This is a genomic window from Hahella sp. CR1 (assembly GCF_029813005.1).
Classification (GTDB): Bacteria; Pseudomonadota; Gammaproteobacteria; order Pseudomonadales; family Oleiphilaceae; genus Hahella.
The window spans coordinates 55,746-81,882 of record NZ_JAPELK010000003.1 but is presented as its reverse complement, the minus strand read 5'-3'; the positions used below and the strand labels follow the sequence as shown (position 1 = coordinate 81,882).

11 protein-coding genes are annotated in these 26,137 nt (G+C 61.6%); 5 read left to right on the top strand and 6 right to left on the bottom strand.

Going from position 1 to position 26,137, the window contains the following annotated elements; translation table 11 throughout:
* Positions 1-32 precede the first annotated feature (32 nt).
* The 5 genes from ONV78_RS08350 (at position 33) to ONV78_RS08330 (ending at position 3,636) form a co-directional block, all read left to right on the top strand.
* Positions 33-677, top strand: a complete 645-nt coding sequence (locus tag ONV78_RS08350) for a hypothetical protein (RefSeq protein ID WP_279502516.1) — start codon at positions 33-35, stop codon at positions 675-677.
* A gap of 112 nt (positions 678-789) precedes the next feature.
* Positions 790-1,395, top strand: a complete 606-nt coding sequence (locus ONV78_RS08345) for a YdeI/OmpD-associated family protein (RefSeq protein ID WP_279502515.1) — start codon at positions 790-792, stop codon at positions 1,393-1,395.
* A gap of 163 nt (positions 1,396-1,558) precedes the next feature.
* A complete protein-coding gene (locus ONV78_RS08340) occupies positions 1,559-2,089 on the top strand; it encodes a GNAT family N-acetyltransferase (RefSeq protein WP_279502514.1) in 531 nt (176 codons plus the stop codon).
* A 169-nt stretch (positions 2,090-2,258) separates the two neighbouring features.
* Positions 2,259-2,858, top strand: coding sequence for a hypothetical protein (locus ONV78_RS08335; RefSeq protein ID WP_216738737.1), 600 nt, complete (start codon positions 2,259-2,261; stop codon positions 2,856-2,858).
* A gap of 547 nt (positions 2,859-3,405) precedes the next feature.
* Complete coding sequence (locus ONV78_RS08330; RefSeq protein WP_216738736.1) at positions 3,406-3,636, top strand: hypothetical protein; 231 nt, start codon at positions 3,406-3,408, stop codon at positions 3,634-3,636.
* Between the two features lie 326 nt (positions 3,637-3,962).
* Here the strand turns inward: ONV78_RS08330 and ONV78_RS08325 are convergent, their stop codons facing one another.
* The 6 genes from ONV78_RS08325 to ONV78_RS08300 all read right to left on the bottom strand — a co-directional run bounded on the left by ONV78_RS08325 (position 3,963) and on the right by ONV78_RS08300 (position 26,095).
* Positions 3,963-4,880 carry a TauD/TfdA family dioxygenase gene (locus ONV78_RS08325; RefSeq protein WP_279502512.1) on the bottom strand — a complete coding sequence of 306 codons (918 nt, stop codon included), beginning with the start codon at positions 4,878-4,880 and terminating at the stop codon, positions 3,963-3,965.
* Positions 4,877-8,323, bottom strand: coding sequence for an amino acid adenylation domain-containing protein (locus ONV78_RS08320; RefSeq protein ID WP_279502510.1), 3,447 nt, complete (start codon positions 8,321-8,323; stop codon positions 4,877-4,879). The genes ONV78_RS08325 and ONV78_RS08320 overlap by 4 nt, the downstream gene beginning before the upstream one ends.
* Positions 8,324-8,393: 70 nt before the next feature.
* Complete coding sequence (locus ONV78_RS08315) at positions 8,394-10,085, bottom strand: PhpK family radical SAM P-methyltransferase (RefSeq protein WP_279502508.1); 1,692 nt, start codon at positions 10,083-10,085, stop codon at positions 8,394-8,396.
* A gap of 138 nt (positions 10,086-10,223) precedes the next feature.
* On the bottom strand, positions 10,224-18,098 hold the full coding sequence (locus ONV78_RS08310; RefSeq protein WP_279502506.1) for a non-ribosomal peptide synthetase: 7,875 nt from the start codon (positions 18,096-18,098) through the stop codon (positions 10,224-10,226).
* Positions 18,099-18,173: 75 nt separating this feature from the next.
* The gene (locus ONV78_RS08305) at positions 18,174-21,470 is read right to left on the bottom strand and encodes an amino acid adenylation domain-containing protein (RefSeq protein ID WP_279502504.1); all 3,297 of its coding nucleotides are present in this window, start codon (positions 21,468-21,470) and stop codon (positions 18,174-18,176) included.
* Positions 21,467-26,095, bottom strand: a complete 4,629-nt coding sequence (locus ONV78_RS08300; protein WP_279502503.1) for a non-ribosomal peptide synthetase — start codon at positions 26,093-26,095, stop codon at positions 21,467-21,469. The genes ONV78_RS08305 and ONV78_RS08300 overlap by 4 nt, the downstream gene beginning before the upstream one ends.
* Between the last annotated feature and the right edge of the window lie 42 nt (positions 26,096-26,137).

Sequence of the window (26,137 nt, the reverse complement as noted above, 5' to 3'; positions counted from 1 at the left end):
GCTCTAGGCTCGCCTAACTGCAGAATGACATCATGACTCAAATCGCCCTCATTCCCGTTATCGAAATACTGTACCCAGCGGAAGCCAAAGAGGCGGAGAAACCCGTGCCGAATGGTTCTTGGCAGGCGGCGCCGGAAGCCTGGGATGTTTATCTGAGGCGGCTCAATCGTCGTATGGGCTTTAGCGATCTACGTTCATTTCCCCCTGGTTCGCGGAGGTATCCCGTTGCCGATCTGACGCAGGCGGATATCGCCTTGGCGATTGATCTGCACCTTGGAGATACTCCGTTGCAGGAGTCCTGTGGGCTGTTCGGCGGATTGGTTTTGATGGAAGGCGCTACGCCAATATTGATTCCTCAATGCTGCGGCATGCTTGCCGATATAACCTCCTGGGAGGCGCTTACGAGACCCGAGGCGTTTGCGGAGCCTTTTTGTCTGGAAGGGCATCCCTGTCCCCAGGCGATGTCGGATTCTGTCGAGGTGGAGATTCAATGTGTTGAGGATAGGGAGCCCTTCGAAATGCCCGCGCCCCTGAGTTACAGAGTTTCCCGACAGTCTCTCTGCGACGCGCTGGAAGAGGCGAAGCGAGTTCTCAACCGCTTTGCCGCCAAGGTGGAAATTTGGGGACGCGAAAGGGGTTATCCCGAGGCGGCGGATGTATTAGTCTACGAAAAATGACTGTGCAGTCTATGTGTTCGATAGCGCGCTGACGTGAAGGAAGTAACAGAACCTCCCTGGTGAGGTGCGGTCAGCGTGGCGGTTTCTCTCTTAAATATAACAAGGAGTTCCCATGAGCCTTAACGTTAAGCAAAGCAGTAATCCCAAGGTCGATAGTTTTTTGGATAGAACCGAACGCTGGAGCGATGAGTTGGCTTTGCTGCGGCGCATGGCCCTCGATTGTGAACTGGTGGAAGAGTTGAAATGGGGGAAACCCTGCTATACCTTGCAGCAAAACAACATCGTCATTCTGCAGGGGTTTAAGGACTTCTGCGCCATACTGTTCCCCAAAGGCGCCTTACTGAAGGACCCCAGGTCCGTGCTGGAGAAACCGGGCGAAAACACCCAAAGCGCGCGCCGGATTCCCTTTACCAAAGCCGAGGACATCGCCGATATGGAAGCCGTGATCAAGGCGTATATCCACGAGGCGGTGGAAGTGGAGCGCGCGGGCCTGAAAGTGGATTTCAAGACCATGGAAGACTACGTCATTCCCGAAGAGCTGCAGGCAAAACTGGATGAAATCCCCGCTTTTAAAGAGGCTTTCAATGCCCTGACGCCAGGACGGCAGCGAGGCTACCTCCTACATTTTTCCGAGCCCAAACAATCCAAAACCCGCGCCTCGCGAGTCGCCAGGCACATGCAGCAGATTATGGACGGCAAGGGACTTAATGACCGCTAAGTCGTGAATGCTTTGAATCGGTCGCTGCGTATTTCTGAATAGTGCGGCGGCCAATGCTGAACCTTGAGATATCACCCCACAAATTCAATAGAGTAAAGCGCAAAAGACTGTATTATTTAGCTCACGTCTACAGTTAGTTGAAGTGTGAAAGGAGTAAGGGTTCATGGCGCAGATATTTGAAACAGAAAGGCTGATTCTCAGACCCCGCGGCCTGCAGGATGTTGAGGCCTGTATCGCCATGGATAAAGACCCGGAAGTCACTCGCTATATCCCGGGCGTTTATGACGGATCGAAGGAGCATGTAGACTTCCTTCTCTCGCGCATCAATGGCGACTTTGGCGAGCGCTGCGGTTATTGGTCAATCTTCGCCAAAGACAACCCTGATGAACTGCTGGGCTGGGTTTCCTACATCCCTCTTGACGCCGTTGGCCCTGAGCTGGAGATGGGCTGGCGTCTTGTGCGCAGAGCCTGGGGCATAGGCTACGCAACCGAAGCGGCGATCAGGCTCGCTCAATACGCCTTCGAAGACCCTGAACTGGATATTCTGACGGCCATCGCCCATATCGAAAACCAGGGGTCCATCAATGTGATGGAGAAACTGGGCTTTAAGTATATCCGCGACAGCGAATTTGAAGGCGTGGCCTGCAAATACTTTGAGCTGACAAAAGAGGAATTTTTGCGGCGTTGGGGATAAGCGCGTTCACTAAAAATCGTCGTTATTTCCCCATGGCTCCGGCTATACTGCTGAACTGAGTTTGCGCACCTTCCCAAGCTTGGATGGGGTTCCTCTTTGTCGGCAAGTTGGGAGTGAATGGGCGCGTCGTTCAACACCTGTTTTGCAGTCATCGCTGTCTGTGGGATCTATGAATATCGAACAAGCCTTGAACGCCTTCTACATAGAAAGCGGTTTTGAACTCGAAACCGGTAAACGGCCGGCTTTCGTTGAAGTTTTCGTAGGCTGTCTGCTGGTTCCTTTGCCGAACGTAGAGACGCGCCGCAAGTACATCAAGTACCACGATCTGCATCATGTGATTACCGGCTATGGCGCCTCGCAAGTCGGCGAAGGCGAGGTCAGCGCCTGGGAGTTAGGGACGGGCAGCATGCTGCATCCCATTCTGATGTTCATGAACCTGATCGCTATTTCCACCGCCTTGGCGGTCAGCCCGCGACGGGTGTTCAAGGCGTATCTGCTGGGCTGCAAAAGCCGCAATCTGTATTGCCCCAAAGTACGTCGCCGCATTGATAACGGCGAGCTGAACGACATCGCGCAACTGCGCAGTGAGTTTGTTAACTGCCGCTGCAGCGACGGCTGGATCGCGTTGAAGATGATCCCCTTTGTCCTGTACGCACTGCTCTCTATCATCATTCACCTGATCCTTGTGATCCCCGCTTTGCTATACAAAAAAGTCTGGGGCAAACTTTTCAGCGCCAGACTGGTGAAGCTGGTGAAAGTGCGCAGCTAGCTTGCTGACTCACAACACAAAGAAGAATAAAATTTAAAGAACTTTCAGAACCATATTTCCAGAAGACACAAAGTCTATGGCTGATCGTACATTTAGCAGAGTCATTCTATGAGTTTTCCAAATTTGAAAAAGTTGGCGATAGTTTCGCCAGCTTTAGTGATAACAGTGTTTACAATATGGATCTTGCTAGCATGGACTCATTTTCCTAACACGAATGATCTGAACCAGCTTGACTATGATGGCTTCGTTTCAGAGTTTGGGACCCCGACGTATGTTATGCCAGAAAAGGGTATTGAGTGGGTAAAGAAAGTGGGGCTGATTACGACATTGGTATGTATATCTCATGACGCAAATACGGCTGGAAATAGAACCAACCTTTTGAGTCTCAAGGCCCTATATCTAGATATTTTTGGAAAGAAATTCCCGCTGTATAGTGAGTCATAGCACTGCTACACATAAAGTCTGTGGGCGGTTGTTCAGCCCCTGACTGGTGAAAGTGCGCAGCTAGATTGACGCCCGGTTCCTCGCAACACAGAGAAGAATAACAATGGAAGACCTCAACTTTACTTATATTGTCAAAGACAACGAAGTCACTATCTATCATCACGGCAGGAAAGCCACGACCCTGCGTGGCGACAAAGCACGCCAATTCGCCGAAGAGGCGGACAGCGCCTCATTCGGAGACATGCAACAACTGATGGCCAGACTCACCGGAAACTACAAACGCGGCAATGAGAAACACGCGAAGAAAATTCGGCGAGAAAAGTATGGTTATTAAAGGTCGACACTAAAAATATTTCTGAAAGAGCGGTAGATAAATGTCCGGTAAAAAAGACAGCAGTGGTGAAAGAGAGCGTTGTCCTGTTCATGGTCGCGGCCGACGTTTGTCTCGGGACAATATTTCTGAGATTCGACGGACGATCGATATCGCCAACTCGCAAGCCCGCAGAAAAGGCAAGACGCCTCAGAAGCCAAAGATTGTTATGTTTAGCTGCGCCTGTAATTGTTTCGCAGTTATTGTCGATTGAGCCATCTTACGATCATCGCTTTTTCAACGGCATCATCCCCAGGCGCTGGGGATGATGCGGAATGCTAATTCCCCCGTCACCCATAACTCAACGCAGAAAACAATTCCCTTCCCATGTCTTCCGATGGGCGGCGGCCGTGCATCATGCGTTTGTTGTTGAGGACGGCGATGTCGCCGTCGCGCCAGGGGATGTCGCGGGTGTGGAGGTCGTACAGGGATTTGAGTTCTCCCATCAGCCAGTGGGGGATGGGGGAGCCGTCTTCCATGGTGACGGTCTGGCCGGGGTAGGGGCCGGTGAGGCTGTTGGCCAGGGCGCGGTGGCCGCCGGGCAGTTGGTTGTAGACGTAGGTGGAGTAGCTGAAGTCGAGCTGGTTGTCTGCGTTAAGCTCGATTCGCACTCCTTCAAGGCCGTTGAATAATTTTTCCAGATGATCGCGGTTGATCTCCTCCACGGGAATGTCCTCGTCGATCATGAAGGCCACGAACACCTTCCAGAACATTTCCGGGAACAGGCGGCGATAGATAAAGCGGACGTTCTCAATGAACGTGCGGCTGGTCTCGCTTAGGGAGCGCCAGATTTCCAGGCCGTCGCAATAGGTGGTCTGGCCGCGGTCGCCGGCGGCGCGGCGGCAGTAGAACCAGATGTAGTCCGGGGTGAACGGGCTGTTGCTGTGTTCGCTGTGCAGCTCGATGCCTGGCGTTCCCGACAGCACGCGCTGCACGCGGCGGTCGTAGGATTGCCGGGTGGGATCGAGTATCAGGCGTGAGCTGAACTTTTCCACGAAGTCGCCGAAACGCTCCGGCGTCGCTTCATAGCCGCGAAACAGCGCCACGCCTTTCTGCTCCATGGCGAAGTGAAAGTCGTCGGCGCTGACGCTGTCGAGCGTATCTCCTTCCTGCGCCTGCACCAGATAGCCGGTGAAGGCGAACTGGCGCTCCGGCGCTTTGCGCGGGGCGGTAGGAATGCGGTGAGTGATGGGTGAGGTTGTGGTCATGCTGTCTGCTCCTTCCGTTCCGTCGTCATGGGAGTAAAGGATTCCGCCTGCTGCAGATGCACCAGCAGACGCGTGGCTAAGGTTTCAACATTGGGCGGTTGCACCATGGTCTGGTGCCGACCCGGAACGTACTCCACCTCCACGCCCCGTTGCGCCCACTTGGACCAGCCCAGACTGGGATCGTCCGGGCATACGGACTTCGCCAACTGTTCCTCCCCGAGAGGACGGAACAGGGTGATCTTGCCGTTGTAAGGCTGCGGTTGATAAGACTCCACCGCGTGATAGTTCAACTTACTGACCTGCAGAATGCGGCGCGCCTGCTCCAGACTGAATCCCTGGGGCAGGGCCTGGGCTTCCCGGGTGGCTTGAATGGCCACCTGCAACTGATCTTCCGTGGACAGGCCGCGCAACGTATCCGGGTCCACATCCGCAATGCCGCCCAGCAGGGAACTGATGATCTCCGCATCGTCATGGGCTTCGAATCCGCCATCGAACACGTCCGGCGAGTAAGAGTCCAGCAGACCCAGGAAGGCGATCTCACGACCCCGCGCCTGCAACACGCGGGCGACCTCGAACACCGCCACGCCGCCGAACGACCATCCCGCCAGATAAAACGGTCCGGTGGGCTGACGCTCACATAGCGCGTCGGCATAGTAGGCGGCCATCTCCGGGATGTTGTCGAAGGGGAGCTGCTCCGGCTCGATGCCTCGGGCCTGCACGCCGATGAAAGGGCGTTCTTCGCCCAGACTGGCGGCCAGATGGTAGTAACAAAGCACCGTGGCGCCGGTAGGGTGTACGCAGAACAACGGCGGATGTTCGCCGCGGGCGGTCAGCGTCACCAGGGGCGACCAGTCTTCAGGATGGGCTTTGCGGGCGCTGCGCACCTGTTCCGCCAGCTTCTCCACGGATGGATGCTGGAACAGAGTGGTCAGGGGAAGGGCGACATGAAACTCCTGCTGAATCGCGCTCATCAAGCGCACCGCCAGCAGGGAGAAACCGCCCAGGGCGAAAAAGTTGTCCGTCACGCCCACCGGGCTGCGCTCCAGCAAACGTTCCCAGATGCGCGCCACGCCTAACTCCACGTCGTCGCGAGGCGCGACGAATTCGTTTTGCGACGCGGCGGCGTGCATTCCCTCCAGCGCGGCGTAATCTGTCTTGCCGGAGGGCGTCAGCGGCAGCGCGTCCAGCGGAACCAGCAGGTCAGGCAGCATGTAAGGGGGCAGGCGCTCACGCAGATAGGCCAGAATGGCTTCCGTCTGCAGCTCGCCTTTTTTGGCCGTGCGCGCCAGCACCACATAGGCCAGCAGACGGCGATCCGCCTCTTCGCCCTGGGCGACGACGGCCGCTTGCTGAATCTCCTCCCGGCTTAGCAATTGGGTTTCCAGTTCGCCGGCTTCGATACGGAAACCGCGCACTTTAAACTGGCGATCCGTTCTGCCGAGCAAATCCAATGCGCCGTCCGGACGCCAGCGCGCGCGGTCGCCGCTGCGGTAATAGCGCCTTGGCGCGGATAACCCGGGCAGCGCCAGCTCCACGAAACGGGCTTCATTCAGATCTGGTCGGTTATGGTAGCCCAGGGCCAGGCCGACGCCGGAGATCAGCAGCTCGCCGGGTACGCCAACCGGGCAGGGACGGTCCAGAGCGTCGACCACATGACACTGCATATTCTGAATCGGCTGCCCCACATCCGGCGGCAGGCCGCTGTACACCACTTCGCCGAGGGTGGCGCAGACCGTCGCCTCCGTGGGGCCGTAGGCGTTGATCATCAGACGACCCTTGCTCCACTTCGGAACCAGATCCGCCGGACAGGGTTCCCCCGCCACCACCAGGGTTTGCAGGCCGGGAGCGGCGTCTTCCGGCAACAGCGCCAGAGACGACGGCGTCAGGGTAATGTGGGTGATTTCAAACTCTTGCAGCGCCTGAGCCAGATCCGGTCCGGGCATGATGCGGTCGCGGGGCGCCAGCACCAGACGGGCTCCGGCGCACAGAGCGGTGAAGATTTCCGACACTGCGGCGTCGAAACTGAATGACGCCACCTGCAATACCCTGCTGTCGCTGCGTAATCTGAACGCCTTGATATGCGCCTCCAGCATGTTGATCAAGCCGCTGTGATGCAGCAAAGCGCCTTTGGGCGCGCCGGTGGAGCCGGAGGTATAGATCATGTAAGCGGCGGCGTCTGCCGCGGGCGCATAGTCCAGAGGCCGCGGCGACTGTTGGCGCCAGGAGGTGATGTCGTCGAGATAAATGACGGAGCCGCCGCGATCCTCCAGCACTTCAATGAAGGGCGCATCCACCTCCGGGCTTTCCACCAGGAACAGGCGGCAGCCGGAGTCCTCCGCCATATAGCGCAGGCGCTCCGCCGGGTAATCCGGGTCCAGGGGCAGAAACGCGCCGCCGGCCTTCAGCGCCGCCAGCAGCGCGATCACCATATCGCAGCCCGGGCGGCAGCAGACGCCGACCAGACCGCCTTTTTCCAGGCCGGAAACCTGCAGCTCCCGCGCCAGCTGATTGGATTGCTCGTCCAGCATGCGGTAGCACAACTGCACGCCCGGCGTTTGCAGCGCGATATGCCCACCGTAGCGGGACACCACTTCGCGGAACTGGGTCAGCACATTGGCGTTGGCGGGCGTCGTTTGTTCAGTCAGATTGAAACTGGCCAGCAGACTCCAGTCGCGGGTGGTGAGCATGTCCAGTTGTTTCACCGGCAAATCCGGCTGCTCCAGCGCCATGGTCAACACTTGCTGCAGGTGCTCGGCGAACAGTTCGATGCGATGCAGATGAAAGCGCGACTCGTTGTAGGCGATGGAGAAGCTAAGGGAGCCAGCCCGCTGCAGCAGACTCACCGTCACATCGTTGTTGAGATTGGCGGGCAGCTCGCCGTGCAGGGCGTCGTAATGGGCCGCCACGTCGAACAGCGGACAGTGGTGACGCCAGGACAGACCGAAGTCCTCCGCCATTTCCCGCCACTGATAATGCTGATGCTGATACGCGTCCAGCAGCTGCGAGCGGGTTTGCAGCAACAGCGTCTTGAACGACGCTTCAGGGTCAATGCTGTTGATGATGGGCAGAGCGTTGATAAAGCCCGGTTCGACGCCGTTCTCCTCCCGTCGCGCCGGCGAGCCGGTGACCAGGGTTTCCACGCCGCTGGCGTCACTGTCGGCGCAGAAGGCCTGATTGTAGCGCTGCAGACATAACTGCACGCCGGCGGTGACGATCGTGTAAATAAGAAAGTGTCCGCCCTTGCTGACCTTCATGATGAGGTCGTAAAGGTGGCTGTCCAGCGCCAGACCGTATATCTGATAAGACTTGGGACCTTTATGGGGGAGGTCGTAATCCCGCGGCAGGTTGCTGGGGCTGATGGCCTTGGTCAGGGATTTGCGCCAGTAGTCCCTTGCCGCGAGTGAGTTTGCGTCAAGCAGAAAACCGCTTTCTTGTTGCGCCATGGTCTTTCCTTATTTTCCTTGTTCCGTTCATGAGAGTCTTATTGTTATGGTCGCCGACCGCGCAACCGCCCTAGAAAGCAAAGCTCTCCAGCGCGTCCTGGCTGACTGTCTCGTTACTTCTATGATGGATATTCGCCATAAAGGCGTCATCCGTGGTTTTTTCCAACAATAGAGTGCGCATGCGCTGCAGTATCGGCGCGGGTATCGCCTTCAACGTGGGATCGGCCATCTGCGCCTTGATGGCTGAATTGAACAAGGCCACGTAGTCGATCACCTGTTTGCGGGTATAGCCGCGACGCTGCAGATAGAAAGTAGACCATTGTTCGAATCCGTGCTGGGGCAACCAGGTGGAATTGCGAATATCGAAGAACAATCGCTCTACCCAGTCGCAGGCGGTTTCGCTGTTCATGGTGCGATGCCGCCAGGAAAAGCCGTTGCCTTCCAGGTCATACTCCTGGCGGTTTTTCCAGATCGGCGTCAGCGGATCGCAATACCACAACTGGGCGCGGTAGAAGTCCGGCTTGCTTTGCTCGATCAGGGATTGCGTCTCCCGAATGGTGTCTTCGGTTTCGCCGGGGAAGCCGACGATCAAGCTGGCGTGGGCGGAAATACCGGCTTCCTGCAATTGCGGAATGGCCTCGGCGAAATTGCGCCGGCGCGCGGTTTTGTTCATGTTTTTGAGCATGGTGTCGCTACCGGACTCAATGCCCAGGAACACGCCTTCGCAGCCCGCCTCGCGCATCAGCTGGATGGTTTCGTAATCCCCCTGATCGCTGCGGTAAAACGAATTCCAGCGGAAGCCGTATTGCTTGCGGATCATCAGCCGCAGGATTTCCTTGAAGCGTTTTTTCGGCACGTTGAAGGTGTCGTCGAGAAAGGTGAGGGTGTCCACATTGCCCAGCGCGGCGATGCGGTCCAGCTCCTGCTCCACCAAGTCCGGCGCCAGAGTCTTGTAAGCGCCCGCCCGTTGCGGAAAGCCGCAGAACGCACAGCTGTAGGGACAGGATTTGGCGGTGCGAAGAGAAATAAACTGGGACAACTGATCCGGCGGAAACAGGCCATAGTCGACGGGGTTTTCCTCCAGAGGGTTGTACTCCGTCTCCACCAGGGTGCGGGAAAACGGTCGCAGCAGACTTTTGGGATCGCGGATGGCCAGATTGGCGACGCCGTCCAACGGCTCTCCTTTTTGCAGCGCGCTGATGATGTGGGCCAACGCCTGTTCGCCCTCGGAGCTGATCACGTAGATATCAGCCCCCAGGTATTCAAACAGACTGGCCAGCTCATCTGCATTGCGCACCTCCGCCTGACCGGAGATATAGGGCCCGCCGACGATGATATGGGCGTCGCTGTGCTCGCGTACGAACTTGATGACTTCGATCATGGGCTGAGGCGACACATACAGCGTGGTGGTGACCGCCACCGTGCGCACCTGACCGCTGCGCAGTATGCGGCGCATCTCGTCTTTTTCCTGTTGAAACAGGTTGATCCAGTCCACGGTGAAGCCGCGCCGCCTCAGGAATGACGCCAGATAGGTCACCGCCGGCCAGAGAAAGTCGAGGTTGTTGAACTGCCGATGGGACTGGCCGGCTTCGTCATAGATATGGTTAATCAGATCCAGCGCCGTATACGGCTGCCCCTGGTGCTCCACAAACGCCAGCCGCAGATCGCGCCAGGCTCCGCCGTGATTATCGACGGAACGCACCATCTCCACGTGTTCGGGAGTGGGCGGCATATTGGTTCCGACAATCAGGCAATCGATCATATCCGCTTTCCTTCCTTGTTAGCCCGCCGCGTCACCGCTGTTTGCAGGCGGCGGGTCTTTATTGTTATTGGCTCGCGCTGGACGACGTTCGTTCAGTCGCAGAGACCTGTTCAGGTCGCTTAGAAATCCTGCATAAATTTAAAAATCAAACTCCTCCGCCGCGTCCGCTTCGCCGGTGGCGGGCTTGCCGTCAGCGCCGGCCAGACACAGCAGACTGTCTCCGGGACGTTGCGCGGCGGCGTCCAGCAGATGCTGGTAGTGCTCCTGCAGCGCGGTGATTTCTTCCGCGGTGAAACGCTCCCGGTCATATTCGAAGACAATGCGCACCTCCTCCGCCTGGGCGTTGACGGACAACACCAGATCGTACTTGGCTGAGCCGCGCTGTCCCGGCAGATAAGACACTTCCAGATCGTCCAGGAAGCTCCCTTTGGGCGGCGCGGCGGACGTCGGCGCATCGCTGTTCTGGAAGTCGAACACCACCTGGAAGATAGGCTGACGGCCCGCCACTCTCGGTGATTGCAGCGAACGCACCAGTAGGTCGAAAGGCAGTTCCTGATGTGCCTGCGCCTGCAGGGTTTTGTCGCGGGTCTGGGTCAGCAGATCCAGGAAGCTGGCGCTGGCGTCCAGACGCAGCCGGATCGGCAGGGAGTTGACGAAGAAGCCGATCAGGCTCTCCAGCTCCTGGCGATTACGGTTGGCGACCGTGGTTCCCACCACGATGTCCGACTGCCCGCTGAGTCGCTGCAGCAGGGTGGCGAAGGCGGCGAGCATGGTCATATAGAGCGAGCTGCCTTGTTGACGGTTGAAATCCTGCAACGCGGTCACCGTCGACGCCGGCAGATCCTGCACCGCCAGGGCGCACAGACCCGCCGCCTCGCTGTGGGGACGACGGGGCAGACGGATGGCCTCTGGCGCGTCCTGCAGCTCCTGACGCCAATAGTCCAGATGCTGCTGCACCCGTTGCGGCGTGAGCAGGCGGCGCTGCCAGCAGGCGAAGTCCGCATATTGCAACTGCATGGGCGGCAGGCCGGCGGCGGAGCCGGTGCGTCGGCTGTGGTAGAAAGCCTGCAGCTCCCGCACGAACACGCCGTTGGACCAGCCGTCGAAGATGATGTGATGCATGGTCGCCAGCAGCACATGACGCTGATCCTCCAATTGCACCAGACGAATGCGCAACAGACGGTCGCTTTCCAGATCGAACGCATAGTTGGCTTCCAGGCGCGCCAGTTCCCGGACCTGTTCGGCGCGCTCCGGCTCCGGCAGCGCGGACAGATCGAAAAAGCGCCAGTCCGGCGCGGTGTCGCTGTGAATCTCCTGCACCGGCGCGTCCCCCGACATATGAAAGCGGGTGCGCAGCACCTCATGGCGGGCGATGATGTCGCGGAAACTGTCGTGCAGCGCCTGGGCGTCCAGGGGGCCTTTCAGTTCCATGGCGAGAGGCATGTTATATCCCGCCGCCGCGCCTTCCAGCTGGTGCAGAAACCACAAGCGCTCCTGGGCGAAAGAAAGCGGCGGCGCGGCGGGACGGGTCTGCGCGCATAAGCGCTCGCCGTCGTCCGTCGCCGCGGGAGCCAGCGCCGCCAGTCTTTCGGCCAGCTCGGCGATGCTGGGATTTTCGAAGACGTCTCTGACCGTGGCGTCCACGCCGAGGCGCGCGCGAATGCGGTTCAACAGGCGGGTGACCAGCAGACTGTGGCCCCCCAGTTCAAAGAAGTTGGCGCGGATATCGATATGCGGCAGCGCCAGCAACTCGCTCCACATATCATGCAGACTGCGCTCCAAAGCGCTGCGCGGTTCCGCCAACAGTTCCGGGACGTCGCTCAACGCGTCCGGGGCGGGCAGGGCGCGGCGGTTGATCTTGCCGCTGACGGTGACCGGCATTTTCTCCAGAGTCAGGATGCGGGCGGGCGCCATGTAGTCGGGCAGACGTTTGCGCAACCAGGCGCGCAGATCGGCGACATCGAATCCGGAGGCCTGGCGGGGCTCCACATAGGCCAGCAGGCGCATGCCGGCGCCGTCGTCCCGGGCGATCACCGCGGCGGCCTTGACGTCGTCATGGCTGTTCAGCACCGCTTCCACTTCGCCGGGCTCCACCCGGAAACCGCGGATTTTCACCTGCTCGTCAATGCGTCCCAGATACAGGAACTCGCCTTGCGCGGTGCGGCGGGCCAGATCGCCGGTGCGGTACAGGCGCTGACTGATCTCGCCGTGGGAGCTCATGAGCGTGGTGGTGATGAAACGTTCGGCGGTGAGGTCGTCGCGTCCGACATAGCCCTGGGCGAGACACACGCCGCCGATATACAGCTCGCCGGGGGCGCCGGCGGGCACAGGTTGTCCCAGTGGGTTGAAAATATGCAGTTGCACGCCGCACAGGGGCGCGCCAATGCCGGGCAGGACCGGCCAGCGGTCAGGCTGATCATCCAGTTGCAGGGCGCTCACCACATGGGCCTCAGTGGGGCCGTAGTGGTTATGCAGGCGACAGTGCGGGCGCTCCCGGAAGAAACGACGCACCGGTGCGGAGATCTGCAACTGCTCGCCGGCGGTGATCACATCACGCAGATTGTCGCTGACGATGGCGTTATTGCCGGGTTGGTCCTCGGTCAGGGTCTCCGCCAGTTGCTGCAAGGCGACGAAAGGCAGAAACAGACGCTCCACCCCTTGCGCGCGGATAAACGCCATCAAGGCGCGCGGGTCCTGCCGCAAGTGGGGCGGACACAGCACCAGCGAGCCGCCGCAGGCCAGGGTGGCGGCGAACTCCTGAAAGCAGACGTCGAAGCCGACGGCGGCGAATTGCAGGGTGCGCGCTGGCGCGCTCAGACGGGGATGCTGACGATGCCAGACCACCAGATTGCTCAGGGCGCGCTGGGGCATGGCGACCCCTTTGGGAACGCCGGTGCTGCCGGAGGTGTACAAAATATAGGCGATGCAGTCCGGGTCCGGTAGCGGCGGCGGTTCCGCGCGGCGTTGGGACAGTTGCGCCCATAGTTGCGGCAGCGGCGCGATGGCGCAGGGCGTGTCCTCCCAGCCATGCTGCGCGTTCACTGTCACCAGCAGGTGCGGAACGGCGCTTTCCACCATCTGCCGCACCCGGGGCAACGGGAACTCGGGATCGATGGGCGTGTAGGCGACGCCCATTTTCAGCGCCGCGTATTTGAGCACGAACAGCTCGGGACTGCGGGGCAGCCAGAGCGCAATCACATCGCCGCTCGCCACGCCCTGTTCCCGCAGCCAGTCCGCCGCCTGATTGGCGAGACGGGCGAATTCCCCGTAGCTGACGTGGGAGTTGAGCCGGGACCAGTCCGTCAGTGCGCTGGCCTGGGGACTCCAGCTCAAGGCTTCCAGATCCGGAGTGCGTTCACATTGATCCTGAATCAGGGCGGGCAGCGGCGTCGCCCCCTGAGCCGGCTGGGCGGGAATTTCCGCCGGCGCCGCCAGGGGCAGGCCCAGCACCGGTTCATCCGGGCGGTTGACGCAAAGCTCCAGCAGGCTCAAATACACCTCCAGCATGCGTTCGATGCTGGCGCGGTCGAACAGGGTGCGATTGTAGACCGCCTCGCCGTGCATCTGTCCCTGGGATTCGGTCAGGGAGAACAACAGGTCGAAGGCGGCGCGCTGCTGCCGAATCGGGAACGGCGTGATTTCCAGTTCCGGCGTTTCCCGAGTCACCGTGGGCGCGTTCTGCAACACGAACATCACCTGGAACAACGGGTTGTGATTGAGGGCGCGGTCCAGCTCCAGTGACTCCACCACTTTGTTGAAAGGCGGGTCCTGATGCTCATAAGCGTCTAGAGAAACGGTTTTAATTTCCTTCAATAACTCATTGAAAGTAAAGTTTTCCTTGCTGCGGATGCGTAGCGCCAGGGTGTTCACGAAGAAGCCGATCAGCGGCTCCAGCTCGGGCCGGGTGCGGTTCGCCACCGGCGCGCCGATGACGATATCGCGCTGGCGGCTGTACACCTTCATCAGGGCGGCGAAGGCGGCGCAGCTCACCATGAACAGGCTGGCGCCGGCGGCGTCGGCGAAACGGCGCAACGCCGCAGTGAGGCCGCTGTCGATATGAAAAGGCAAGGTGTCGCCGGCGAAATCCGCCTGCGCCGGGCGCGGACGGTCATGGGGCAATTCCAGCAGGGGCGGCGCGTCCGCCAGTTGCGTGCGCCAGTATTCCAGTTGTCGCTGCGCTTCCGGCCGCTCCAGACGCAAAATCTGCTCGGCGGCGTAGTCGGCGTATTGCAGGGACAGGGGTGGCAGACTGAGCGTCGCGGCGGCGTCCAGGGTGAAGGTTTCCGGGTTGATGGCCTGATAGAACGCCTTCACTTCGTTAAACAGGACGCCAATGGACCAGCCGTCGGAAATGATGTGGTGCATCGCCAGCAACATGATGTGGCGACGCGGCGCCAGCCGCACCAGCAGTACCCGCACCAAGGGGCCGCGACTCAGGTCGAAAGGCGTCTGCGCCGCTTCCACGGCCAGCCGTTCCGCCTCGGCCTCCCGTCGATCGGACGGATGGGATTCCACGCTGGCCCGGAGAAACTCGCAGGGAAGTTCCGGGTGAATGCGTTGATAGGGCGCGCCATCCGCCCCCAGGGCCTCGTCTTCATGGAAGGTAGTGCGCAGAATCTCATGGCGCGCCGAAGCGCAGGCGAACGCCTCCTGCAAACGGTCCGCATGCAGCTCGCCATTGATGCGTACGGTCATGTGCAGGTTGTAGGCGCTGCTGCCGCCGTCGATTTTGCTGAGGAACCAGAGACGCATCTGCGCGGGCGCTAATGAAGCGCAGCGGGCTCCGCCGCTGGGGGCGCGACGGATGGCTTTCTCCGCGGGCGTCTCCATGGCGGCGGCGCTGCGTTCGCGCACCAGGGCGGCGAGTTCCGCCACATTGGGACATTCGAACAGATTACGCACGGTCAGGCCGGCGCCGAAGCGCTGGTTGAGACGGGCGATAATCTGGGTCGCCAACAGGGAGTGGCCGCCCAGTTGAAAGAAGTTGTCACGTACGCCAATGATCTCCTGTTGCAGCACTTCCGCCCAGACATCGGCCACCGCCTGCTCAAACCCATTGCCGGGCGCCACATACTCAGTTTCGCGGGCGCTGCGCTGGGGAATCGGCAGCGCCTTGCGGTCGGTCTTGCCGTTGGCGGTCAGGGGGATGGCGTCCAGCGTAATGATCGCCTCGGGAACCATGTAGCCGGGCAGGCGGCGCGCCAGCCGTCGTTTCAGATCATCGGCGTCGATGCTGCGCCCGGGCGCGTTCACGACGTAGGCGGCCAGATAGGGACCCAGGCTGTCGTCCTTGATCACCGACACCACACAGTCTTTAACCAGTTTCTTACTATTGTCTCGTAACTCATTGATACAGGATTCAATTTCTCCCAGTTCTATGCGAAATCCACGCACTTTCACCTGCTGGTCGATACGCCCCAGATACTCCAGTTGATCGTCGCTGTTCACCCGCACCAGATCTCCGGTGCGGTACAGGCGCTCGCTGAGATCGCCGGAAAACGGGTTAGCGATGAAGCGCTGGGCGGTCAGCTCCGGCTTGCCCAGATAGCCCCGCGCCAGACCGCGGCCGCCGATCAATAATTCACCCGCCACGCCCCGGGGAACCAGTTGCAGATTCTCGTCGATGATATGGATCAGGGTATTGCTGATGGGGCGTCCGATGTTGGCTTTGCCGCCGGGGCGTCGCAGGGCGCAGGTGGAGTAGGTGGTGTCCTCGGACGGACCGTAGAGGTCATAGACGCGACGGATATGCGGCAATGCGTACAGCTGCTCCACCAGTTCCTGCTTCAGGGGCTCACCCGCCAGATTCACCGTGCGCACCTGGGGCGGCACGGCGTTGGCCCGCAACAGCGCCTGAATGGCGGATGGCACCGTATTGATCAGACTGACCCTGGAATAGACCTCCAGATCGCCGGCGCGCTCCGCCAGCGCGGTCATATTGTCCGCCAGATGGACGCGGCCGCCGCTGCACAGGGTAACGAAAATCTCAAACACGGAGAGGTCGAAGCAAATGGATGTGGTGGCCAGCACCTCCTCCAATTCTTCAAGGTGATACTGGGTCTGCGCCCAGTGAATCAACGCGCCGACAGAACGGTGCTCAATCGCCACGCCCTTGGGCAGACCGGTGGAGCCGGAGGTGTAGATCACATAGGCCAGATTGTCCGCCGCCATAGAACGCTGAGGATTGCTGTCTTCGCAGCCAGCGGTCAGGGTTTCCAGATCGTCCAGCATCAGCGTGGCGACCCCCTCCGGCAGACGCCCGCTGGCGGCCTGTTGGGTCAGCGTCAGACGCGCGCCGCTGTCTTCCAGCATGTAGGCGATGCGCTCCGTGGGGTAGGCCGGATCGAGAGGCGCGTAGCCGGCGCCGGCTTTGAAAACGGCGAGCAGGGCGACCACCATGTCCAAAGAGCGGTCCAGGCAGACGCCGATGCGGTCCTCCAGCTTGATGCCGCGGGCGATCAGCAGATGGGCTAGGCGATTGGCGCGGCGGTTCAGCTCGCCATAGCTGAGAGAACGACCGTCCCGCATGACCGCCGTCAGCTCCGGATGCAGCTCGGCGTGGCGCTCGAACCACTGATGAATGCAAAGCGTGTCGGGGTAAGGCTGCGCTTCCATAAACAAGCCGCGGCTGAGCTCGCCGTGTTGGTCGCGATCCAGCATGGGCAGCCCCATCACCGGTCGCTGCGGCTGGTTCAGCGCCGCCTCCAGCAGCGTCAGATACTGGCGCGCCATACGCTCTACGGAGTCCTTATGCAGCAGCTGCGAGCGGAACCAGAAGTCCAGATGGAAGCCGTCGGCGTCTTCTTCGCCGTACACCTCCAGATCAAAGCGAATCTGGCCGGGCTGCGGTAGTCGCAGCGGCGTCACCTGCACCCCTTCCAGTTCGAAGGCGTCCATGGGCGCGTTCTGCAGGACGAACAGCAACTGGATCAACGGCGGGAAGCTGAGATCGCGCTCCGGCTGCAGCGCCTCCACCATGCGCTCGAAGGGCAGGTCCTGGTGATTGTAAGCGTTGAGGGCGGTGTGCTTGACCCGGCGCACCAGATCGCGGAAGTTGGGATCGTCAGCCAGATCGCAACGCAGAGGCAGGGTGTTGACGAAGAAGCCCACCAGGGCCTCCACATCCGCCTGATTGCGATTGGCGATCAGGCTGCCCACCACCACGTCCTGTTGGCCGCTGAGACGGCCGATTAGCACGTTGAAGGCCGCCAACAGCACCATATACAGGCTGGCCCCGGAGGCGCCGGCGAAATGCCGGGCCTGATGCGCCAGACGCGCGGGCAGGTCGATGCGCACGTAGTCCGCATCCGGCGACGGCTGCTGGGTGCGGGGGTAGTCCAGAGGCAGATTCACCAGGGCCGGCGCGCCCTGTAGCTGTTGACGCCAGAAGTCCAGCTCCTGTTGCAGCAGATCGCCCTGCAGGCGCTCCCGCTGCCATACCGCGAAATCCGCATACTGCAGCGCCGGCGGCGGCAGTTCGCAGGGGCGATGGCGCAGGGCGGCGCGGTACAGGGCCGCCAGCTCCCGCACGATCACGCCCACGGACCAGGCGTCGGCGATGATGTGATGAATACACAGGTTCAACCAGCTCAGGCTGTGCGAGCGGCTGCTGTCCAGCTCCACCAGAGTGGCGCGCAGCAGCGGCCCCTGAGTGAGATCGAAGGGACGGCGGTTCTTCTCCACGAAGTACGCCTGGGCGCGGGCTTTACGGGCTTCCAGGTCGCTGTCGGCGAACCACACGCGCTCGATGGCGATGTGCAGGGACGGCAATACCCGCTGGGTCGGCAGTCCGCCGTCGCTGACGAACAGGGTGCGCAGAATCTCATGGCGGGCGATCAGGGTATCCAGCGCCCGCTGCAGCGCGGCGTGGTCCAGGGGGCCTTCCAGTTGCAGGGCGGCGCTGATGTTGTAGGCGACGTTGTCCCCCTCGAATTCGTGCAGGAACCACAAACGCTCCTGGGCGAAGGACAGGGGGAATTGATAAATCTGTACGGCGGTGGAAGCTTCGGTCATGGCGGCGTACTTGCTCGTTATTATGTTCTTTGGGTTGTCGTTATGGTTGTTGTCTTTTTCTGTTTTCTTCCGTCTTCAGGATGACTCCGCCGCGGCGGGGTCCTGCGTCTCCGGGGTCTGGGTTTCCGGTTTTGGCGCGCCGACGGCGTAGCGCGAGCGGTCGACGCGACGAATGCCGCTCTCGGACGCCGGCGTTGCGGCGGTCGCCAGCGCATCAATGGCGGCGGCCAGATCCTTGAGCGTTGGCTTGTCGAACAGCAGCGCCAGCGGCAAGTCACGCTGCAGGCGTCCGCGCAGCTGCGACAGGACGCGGGTGGCGCTCAAAGAATGCCCGCCCAGCTCCAGAAAATGATCGTTGCGGCCGATAGGGCGACGATCCAGCACCTGACTCCAGATCTCCGCCACCTGCTTTTCCGTTTCCGTCTGCGGGGCTTCGTAAGGCGCTTCCGGGCGCAGTTGCTCCGCTTCGCGCTCAAGGGCCTTGCGATCCAGTTTGCCGTTGGCGTTCAAAGGCAGGCGCTCCCGCTCCCTCAGAATGGCGGGAGTCATGTAGGACGGGGCGCGCCGCGCCAGCCATTGGCGGATGTCGTCCAGGTCCAGGGGGGAATCTTCCGCGCTGCGTGGCGTGATGAAGGCCGCCAGCAGCGTGTGTCCGTCCGCGCCCCGGGTCGCCGCCACCGCCGCTGCGCGCACGTGTTCGTGGCGGGACAGCAGGTGTTCTATCTCTGCTGGCTCCACGCGGTGTCCGCGCACGGATAACTGGTCGTCGATGCGTCCGAGAAAATCCAGATTGCCATCTTCGCGCCAGCGGCCCTTGTCCCCGGTCAGGTACACCCTCTCGCCGGGCTTGTAAGGATGCGCCACGAAGCGCGCAGCGGTGAGATCCGCGCGTCCCCAGTAACCTCGCGCCAGGGAAGGTCCGCTCAGGGCGATTTCTCCCGCTGCGCCCAACGGCGCCAGGCGCTGCTGGCGGTCCAGAATCAACGCCTCGGCGTTGGCGATGGGCTTGCCGATGGGATAGGGGCTGGGCTCCTGGGGCGCCAGATAGCAGGAGGTGGCGCACACGCTGAATTCGGACGGCCCGTAATTATTTGAGACTTTGATGCAGTCGCTGGCGCCGCCGTTGCGGATGCCTTTCAGGGTGTCGCCGCCGGACTGCAGCACGATGTTCTGCAACAGGTGCGGAAAGCTGACGCAGGCCTCTTCGCACAAGGCGGGAGGCAGAAAAGAGATATCAATGCGCTGCTCATGCAGAAATTGACACAGAGGGCCCACATCCCGTCGCAGCGCCTCCGGCGTGATCACAATGGTCGCCCCCGCGCACAGCGAAGGCAGCGACTCCCATACGGAAGCGTCGAACGCCGGCGACGCCAGCAGAGTGGTGCGTTTGTCCGCTTGGATGCCGAACTGACGGCGGCTCCATTGGATCAGGTTGATCAGGCCCAGATGCTCCAGCATGACGCCCTTGGGCTCCCCCGTGGAGCCGGAGGTGAAGATCACGTAGGCCAGACTGCGCAACCCACAGGCGCGAACCGGCGCCTGGGCGCGACGGCTGTTGGGGGCGAGGGAGTCCAGGGGGATGAAGGGAATCTGGCTGTGCTCGCGCCACAGCTTGTATTCGCCCCACAATGCGGCTTCCTCGGCGTCGCCGATCACCAGTTTGCATTGCGCCTGCTGGAAGGTGCGCAGGCGGCGCTCGGGCGGGTAGTCCGGGTCCACCGGAACAAAGGCCGCGCCGGCTTTGCCCGCCGCCAGTTCGGCGATCAGCAGGGCGGCGCTGCGGGGCAAAGCGACGCCGATGCGGTCCTCCACGCCCACGTCATAGCGCTCCTGCAGCAACGCGGCCAGGGCGTTGGCGCGTTCATCCAGCTCGCGATAGCTGATGCGACGCTCGCCGTCTTCCACCGCAATGCTGTCCGGCGCGGCGGCGACGGCCTGCTCGAACAGATCCAGATAACTGTCGCAGGTGGGCAACGGATAAGTCTCGCCCTGAAAGGCGCGCAGGCGGTCGTACTCGGCTGCATCCAGCAGGTCTATTTGCTGCAGCGGCGGTGAGGTCACATCCCCGCTCGCGCCCAGTCCCTGACGCAACAGGCGCTCATAGTGTCCGCACAGACGCTCGACGAAGGCGCCTTCGAACTGCGCCGGGTTGTACAGGTAGCGCATCACCAGCGTGGTCCCCTGCGGGCCATGCTCCGGTGTGGCGGTGACGCCGAAATCGTAGGGAATGTCTTCGTGCTTGCTGATGCTTTCCACCTGAATGGCGTCGCGGAAAGCCCCGTCCGGTTGCGCCGGCGCGGGATAGTTCTCGAAGGCGAACAGATGGGTGATCAGATCTTTGCCGAGAGGGCTGAGCTGTTGCACCTCGCTTAACGGCAGATACTGGCGCGACTCCGCCTCCAGCAGACGCAATTGCGTGGCCTGGGCCAGTTCGCGCAGGGTGGCGTCGGGACCGACGCGCAAACGCAACGGCAGGGTGTTGATGAAGACCCCTACCATTTCCATGGCCCCGGGAAGCTCCGCCGGACGCCCTGACACCAGGGTTCCGAACGTCACGTCGTCGCAGTCGTTGTAGCGGGCCAGCAATGCGCCCCAGGCGGCTTGCAGAATGGCCCCTGGCGTCATTCCCCAGTCCGCCGCGGCCTGCCGCACGCGTTCACTGAGCGTCCTGGGCAGCGCGTGGGTGAAGGTGCGTTTGCCGGCGCTGGCGGGCGCGAGGGTCTGCTGCCGTGGGACCTGGGCGGCCTGATGGTAGTCTTCCAGTTGCCCGCGCCAATAATTCCGGGCCTGGGTCGCGTCCTGGCGCTCCAGCCATTGAATGTAACGGCTGTAGGGCGGCGGCGCGGGCAAGTCCAGCGGACGCGCCTCGCGCAGGGCGTCATAAATCAGGGTGAAGTCCCGCAGCAGCAGGCTCAGACACCAGCCATCCATGAGGATATGGTGCAGGCTCCACAACAAGGCGAAGCGGTCGTCCGCCAGTTGCAGCAGTCGCATGCGCATCAGCGGCTCCCGTTGCAGATCGAAACTGCGCTGACGGTCTTCCGCCTGGGCCTGACGAATCAGTTCCTCCTGAAAATCCGGCGACGCATTGCGCAAGTCGCTGTAATGAAACTCGCCGACCCGGTGATGCAGCACCGCCTGCAGGGGACGGGACACTTTCTCGGCGATGAACTGGACGCGCAGGATATCGTGACGCTGGAATAACCGCTCCCAGGCCTGCTCCAGCAGATCCACCCGCAGCTCGCCGCGCAGCCGGTACAGCGCCTGCTCGTGATACACCGGCGCGTCGGGATGCAGCAGGCTTTGATAGAGCATGCCTTCCTGCATGGGGGACAAGGGATACAGGTCCTTGAGGTTTTCCTTTTTTATCATGAAATGATTCCTTCCAGCTCATCCAGGCTGATATCAGAATAGGTCAAATCCGAGGGCGTGACGGTAGCTCCCGCGCAGCCCAGGCAGTGTTCAGCCAAATGCGCTAATTGTTCGCTCCAGCGGGTCAGCAGGACGTCGGCGTCCAGCAGAGGCCGCGCCCGATCAATGCAAAGCTGCAGGCGCAGGCGTCCGCCCAGGGCCATGGCGCTGATCTCCAGGGCGCAGGGACGCGGCGCTTCGGGCGGAACGCAGTCGCCGCTGGACTCATCGCTGAAGCGCAGACTGGCGTCAGCGAGAGGCGCGTCGAGCTGTCCCAGGTAGTTGAAGCTGATCTGCGGCTGCAGGTTGAAGCGCAGCGCCGCGGTGGCGGCGTCGCCACCGAATTCCTGCAGCAGGGAGTAGCCCGCGCCCTTGCGGGGAACGCGGCGCAGGCTCTCTTTCACCGATTTGATCTGATAGGCCAGTTCGCGGTCGCCGGGAAAGGTCAGAGACAGCGGCCACAGACTGGTGAACCAGCCGGCGCAGCGGGACAGGTCCAGATCCGTCTCCAGCAGGTCGCGACCGTGGCTCTCCATTAACAGGCACAGATTGACCGTCGTGTTGTCGGAAGACGCCATGGCCCGGGCCAGGGCGGTCAGCAGTAGGTCTTCCGGCGTGGTGTTGTAAGCCTGATTGGCGGCGGTCAGCAGCGCCTGGGTCAGCTCCGGGTCTAATTCCCGGGTCAGAGTCAGGGCGTCGCCATAGTGGCAAGGTTCGCTATCGGAGGCGTCGAGATCATGGGTTTCCTCCAGCGCCGCCCAATAGGGGATGTCCGCCTGCAGTTCGCGGCTGCCGCCGAAACGGGCCAGTTGCGCCGCCCAGCGCGTAAAGCCGGGGGCTTCCGGCAAGTGCACGGACTGGCCGTCGCAAGCCTGGGCGTACCCCTGCAGCAGATCATCCAGCAGAATGCGCCAGGTCACGCCGTCCACCGCCAGATGGTGCGCCGCCAGCAGCAGTCGGTCGCCGTCCGGGCAGAGCAACAGCGCGGCGGCGAACAGGCGTCCGTTTTCCGGGTTCATCGCGGCATGCAGCTTTTCGCCCTCCTGAATCAACGCAGAGGGAAGGTCTTTGCTGTCCCTGAGATCGATGTCCCGCAGTCGCACCCCTGGCGCCTCGTCCAGGGGCAGGGCCTCCTGCATCCAGCGGTTTTCGTCGTCCCGTAAGAAGTGCAGACGCAGGGATTCGTGGGCGGCGTAAATCCCGTCCAGGGCCGCCTGTAGCGCCGAGGCGGACAAGGGCTGCTCGCTGCGCAGCAGGAGCGCGTGATTGAAGCGGCGCGGATTCTCGCTATGTTCGCGGAAGAAGCGACTCTGCGCCGGGGTAAGGGGAACCGGGCCTTGCGGGGCCGCCCAATCCTGATCCTGGCGTTGCTCCAGTGGCGTGACCCAGGGCGCCAGCGCCGTGATGGTCGGATTGGCGAACAGGTCTTTGATGGCCATTTTCCAGCCTTCCCGATGCAGCCGGGACGCCAGTTGGATGGCTTTGATGGAGTCGCCCCCCAGGGCGAAATAGTTGTCGTTGGCGCCGACCTGATCCCGTCCCAGAATCTCGCTCCACAGATGCGCCAGCAGCGTTTCCAGAGGACTTTGCGGCGCGGTGAAGGCGGTGGTCACGCCGAGGCGCTCGCCTTGCCGCAGCGACGCCAGCGCCTTGCGATCCAGCTTGCCGCTGGCGTTCAGGGGCAGCGCGTCCAGAACGACATAGCCGCTGGGCAGCATGTATTCCGGCAAACGTTCTTGTAAGTATCTTCTTAAAGTATCTGAGCCAACTTCTTGTTTTAAAACAATATAAGCGATCAGCTCAGCGTTGGCGGCTGTATTCTCCGAGTCAGGGGCGACGAGCAACGCCGCCGCCTGCTCTACATCGGGATGGCTGCGCAGATGGGACTCCACATCTCCTAATTCGATACGATGGCCGCGCACTTTCACCTGATCGTCCATGCGTCCCAGGAACTCCAGCGCGCCGTCCATCGTCCAGCGACCGCGGTCGCCGCTTTTGTAAAAGCGAACCGCACCGGAAGCGGAACAGGGAGAAGCGAGGAAGACGAACTTCTCTCCGTTCAGCTCCGGCCGGTTCAAATACCCTCGGCTGACCCCCGCGCCAGCCAGAACAATTTCACCGGGAACCCCTGCCGGGACCGGCGCGCCATGGCGATCCAGCACCCAGGCGCGGGTGTTGCGCAGGGGCTGGCCGATGGGAACATAAGGTGATTGCGGCAGGCGCTTGCTGTCGATCACGTAGGCGGTGGCGTCCACGCAGCATTCGGTTGGACCGTAGACGTTGATCAGCCGTACGGCGGGCAGGGCCTCGCCAACGGCCTGCGCCAACGCGCTGGGCAGGGCCTCGCCGCCCACCAGCAGAGTGTCCAGCGCCAGTTCGTCGCTGCGCCGCGCCAGTTCGGGCAGCCACAGCGCCAGTAAGGTGGGCGTGCAGTCGCTGAGCGTGATGCGCTGCTGGATGAACAGGTCGGTGAGACGGGCGGCGTCCTGCCGCGTGTCCTGATCCACCACCAGCAGTCTGTGTCCGTGCAGCAGGGCGGGAAACAGCTGTTGCACGCTGGCGTCGAACACGGCGTTGGCCAGCAGCGCCACGTTGACGGGGCGGCTGTAACGGCGGTAGGCGATATCCCAGAGCGCGTCGTTGAGGTTGACCACGTTGCGATGTTCGACGGCGACGCCTTTGGGGACGCCGGTGGAGCCGGACGTGTAGATCACATAGGCGAGCTGGTCCGGGCGCAGGGTCCGTTGCAGCTCCAATTCCGGCGCGGCTTCCAGATGCTGGTCCGCATCCGGCAGCGCAAGGATCTGCACGGGGGCGCCGGCGTCGATGTCCCGCAGCGCCGCCAGGGTGGCGTTATCCGCTACGATGACGCGCAAGCCGCTGTCGACGATTTGCTGGCGCAGACGCGCTTCCGGCTGCGCGATATCCAGAGGCAGATAAGCCCCGCCGGCGCTCAGTATTCCCAGAGCCCCCACCGCCAGATTGACGGAGCGGCCGGTGCACATGCCGACGGGCTCGTCGTCAGCGACGTTCTGTTCCGCCAGGCGGCGCGCGAGTCGGTTGGCGGCTTCGCGCAGGGCTTCATAACTCAGTTGCGCGTCGCTGTCGCTGACCGCAATGCGCTGAGGCGAGGCTTGGGCCTGACGCAGGAAGCGGTCAATCAGGGTGTCGCTGTCCGGCCGCCAGGACAGCCCCTCGCAAACGTCCCGCAGCAGCTCCAGACTGGTTTCGGAAAGCAGGGGGATGGCGGCGATCTTAACCTCGATATTACTGCAGAAAGATTCGATAATGGTCTGAAATATTAGTGGAATAGACTCCACGTAAGCGGGTTCGTAGCGGCTGCGGTTGTAGATCAGTTTGCCTTGCAGGCGCTCCCCGGGCATGAATTGCAGGTCGAAGTCGTAATGGGTTTTTTCGAAGCTGAACACATCCTCCACGGCGAAACCCAGGTCGGACTGATCGGCGGCCCGTTTCACCAGGGCATCCACCGGATAGTTCTCCACCGCCATCACCAGATTGAACAGGCCCTGATCCTGACCGGCGAAACCGGCGGCGGCCTGAATTTTAGCCAGGGGATAGTAGTGATGGGGGGCGGACGCCAGATGACGCTGCTGCAGCGTCTGCGCCAGTTGCAGCAGGCTGTAATCGGGAGCGACGCGAATCCGACAGGGGACGGTGTTGATAAAGGGCCCCACCATGTTTTCCACGCCCGCCAGATCCGCCGGCCGGCCGGACACTACGGTTCCGAAGGCCACGTCTTCCTGATCGCAGCAACGCGTCAGCAGGGTCGCCACGGTCGCCTGCAACAGGGCGTTGAGGGTAATCCCATGTTGCGCGCACAGGCTTTGCAGGCGCTCGGTCTGGCCCCGGCTCAACTGAAAGCTCAGTTCGGCGCTTTCCGGCTGGGCGTCCGCGTGGTATTTGCGAAAGGGCGGCTCTGCCGGCTCTGTGAAGCCTTCCATGTAGGTCCGCCAGTATTGCGCCGAGGCGTCCTGATCCTGGGCCGCCAGCCAGCGCGCATAGCGGCTGAACGGGGGCGTCGGCGTGAGGTTGAGCTGCGCCTCTGCGTCCTCGTCCTTACACAGGCTGCGATAGGTCGCGAGCAGTTCGCTCAGCAGTAATCCGTAGGACCATCCATCCAGCAGGATGTGATGATGGCTCCACACCACTTCCCATAGATTATCTTCCAGGCGCAGCAGGCTGATGCGCCACAACGGCCCCTGGGTCAGGTCGAAACCCTGACGGCGTTCGTTGTCGCGAAAATGGCGGCAATAGGCGTCAGCGCGCAGGGAGTCGATATGGCGCAGGTCCTGGCGTTCGATATGGGGAGGCAGCTGATGCAGCACGATTTGCAGGGGCTGATCGCTTTGCTGGTGGGAAAACAGGGTGCGCAGCAGATCATGGCGCTGCGCCAGTAGACGCCAAGCCTGTTCAAAGTCGTCCGCGTCCAGTTCGCCCCGCAGCCGCCAGGCGGTCTGCTGGAAATAGGCGCTGGATTCGGGCTCCAGCAGCGCATGAAACAGCATGCCTTCCTGCACCGGCGTCAGGGGATAGATGTTCTTGATGTCCTTCTTGGTAACTGTCATGGTCCTTGTCCGATTCTTGTTGTTCAGGGACTTCTGGATCTG

Coding starts and splice junctions, on each gene's coding strand:
- ONV78_RS08350 (WP_279502516.1), top strand. CDS start 33: ATGACTCAAATCGCCCTCATTCCCGTTATCGAAATACTGTACCCAGCG.
- ONV78_RS08345 (WP_279502515.1), top strand. CDS start 790: ATGAGCCTTAACGTTAAGCAAAGCAGTAATCCCAAGGTCGATAGTTTT.
- ONV78_RS08340 (WP_279502514.1), top strand. CDS start 1,559: ATGGCGCAGATATTTGAAACAGAAAGGCTGATTCTCAGACCCCGCGGC.
- ONV78_RS08335 (WP_216738737.1), top strand. CDS start 2,259: ATGAATATCGAACAAGCCTTGAACGCCTTCTACATAGAAAGCGGTTTT.
- ONV78_RS08330 (WP_216738736.1), top strand. CDS start 3,406: ATGGAAGACCTCAACTTTACTTATATTGTCAAAGACAACGAAGTCACT.
- ONV78_RS08325 (WP_279502512.1), bottom strand. CDS start 4,880: ATGACCACAACCTCACCCATCACTCACCGCATTCCTACCGCCCCGCGC.
- ONV78_RS08320 (WP_279502510.1), bottom strand. CDS start 8,323: ATGGCGCAACAAGAAAGCGGTTTTCTGCTTGACGCAAACTCACTCGCG.
- ONV78_RS08315 (WP_279502508.1), bottom strand. CDS start 10,085: ATGATCGATTGCCTGATTGTCGGAACCAATATGCCGCCCACTCCCGAA.
- ONV78_RS08310 (WP_279502506.1), bottom strand. CDS start 18,098: ATGACCGAAGCTTCCACCGCCGTACAGATTTATCAATTCCCCCTGTCC.
- ONV78_RS08305 (WP_279502504.1), bottom strand. CDS start 21,470: ATGATAAAAAAGGAAAACCTCAAGGACCTGTATCCCTTGTCCCCCATG.
- ONV78_RS08300 (WP_279502503.1), bottom strand. CDS start 26,095: ATGACAGTTACCAAGAAGGACATCAAGAACATCTATCCCCTGACGCCG.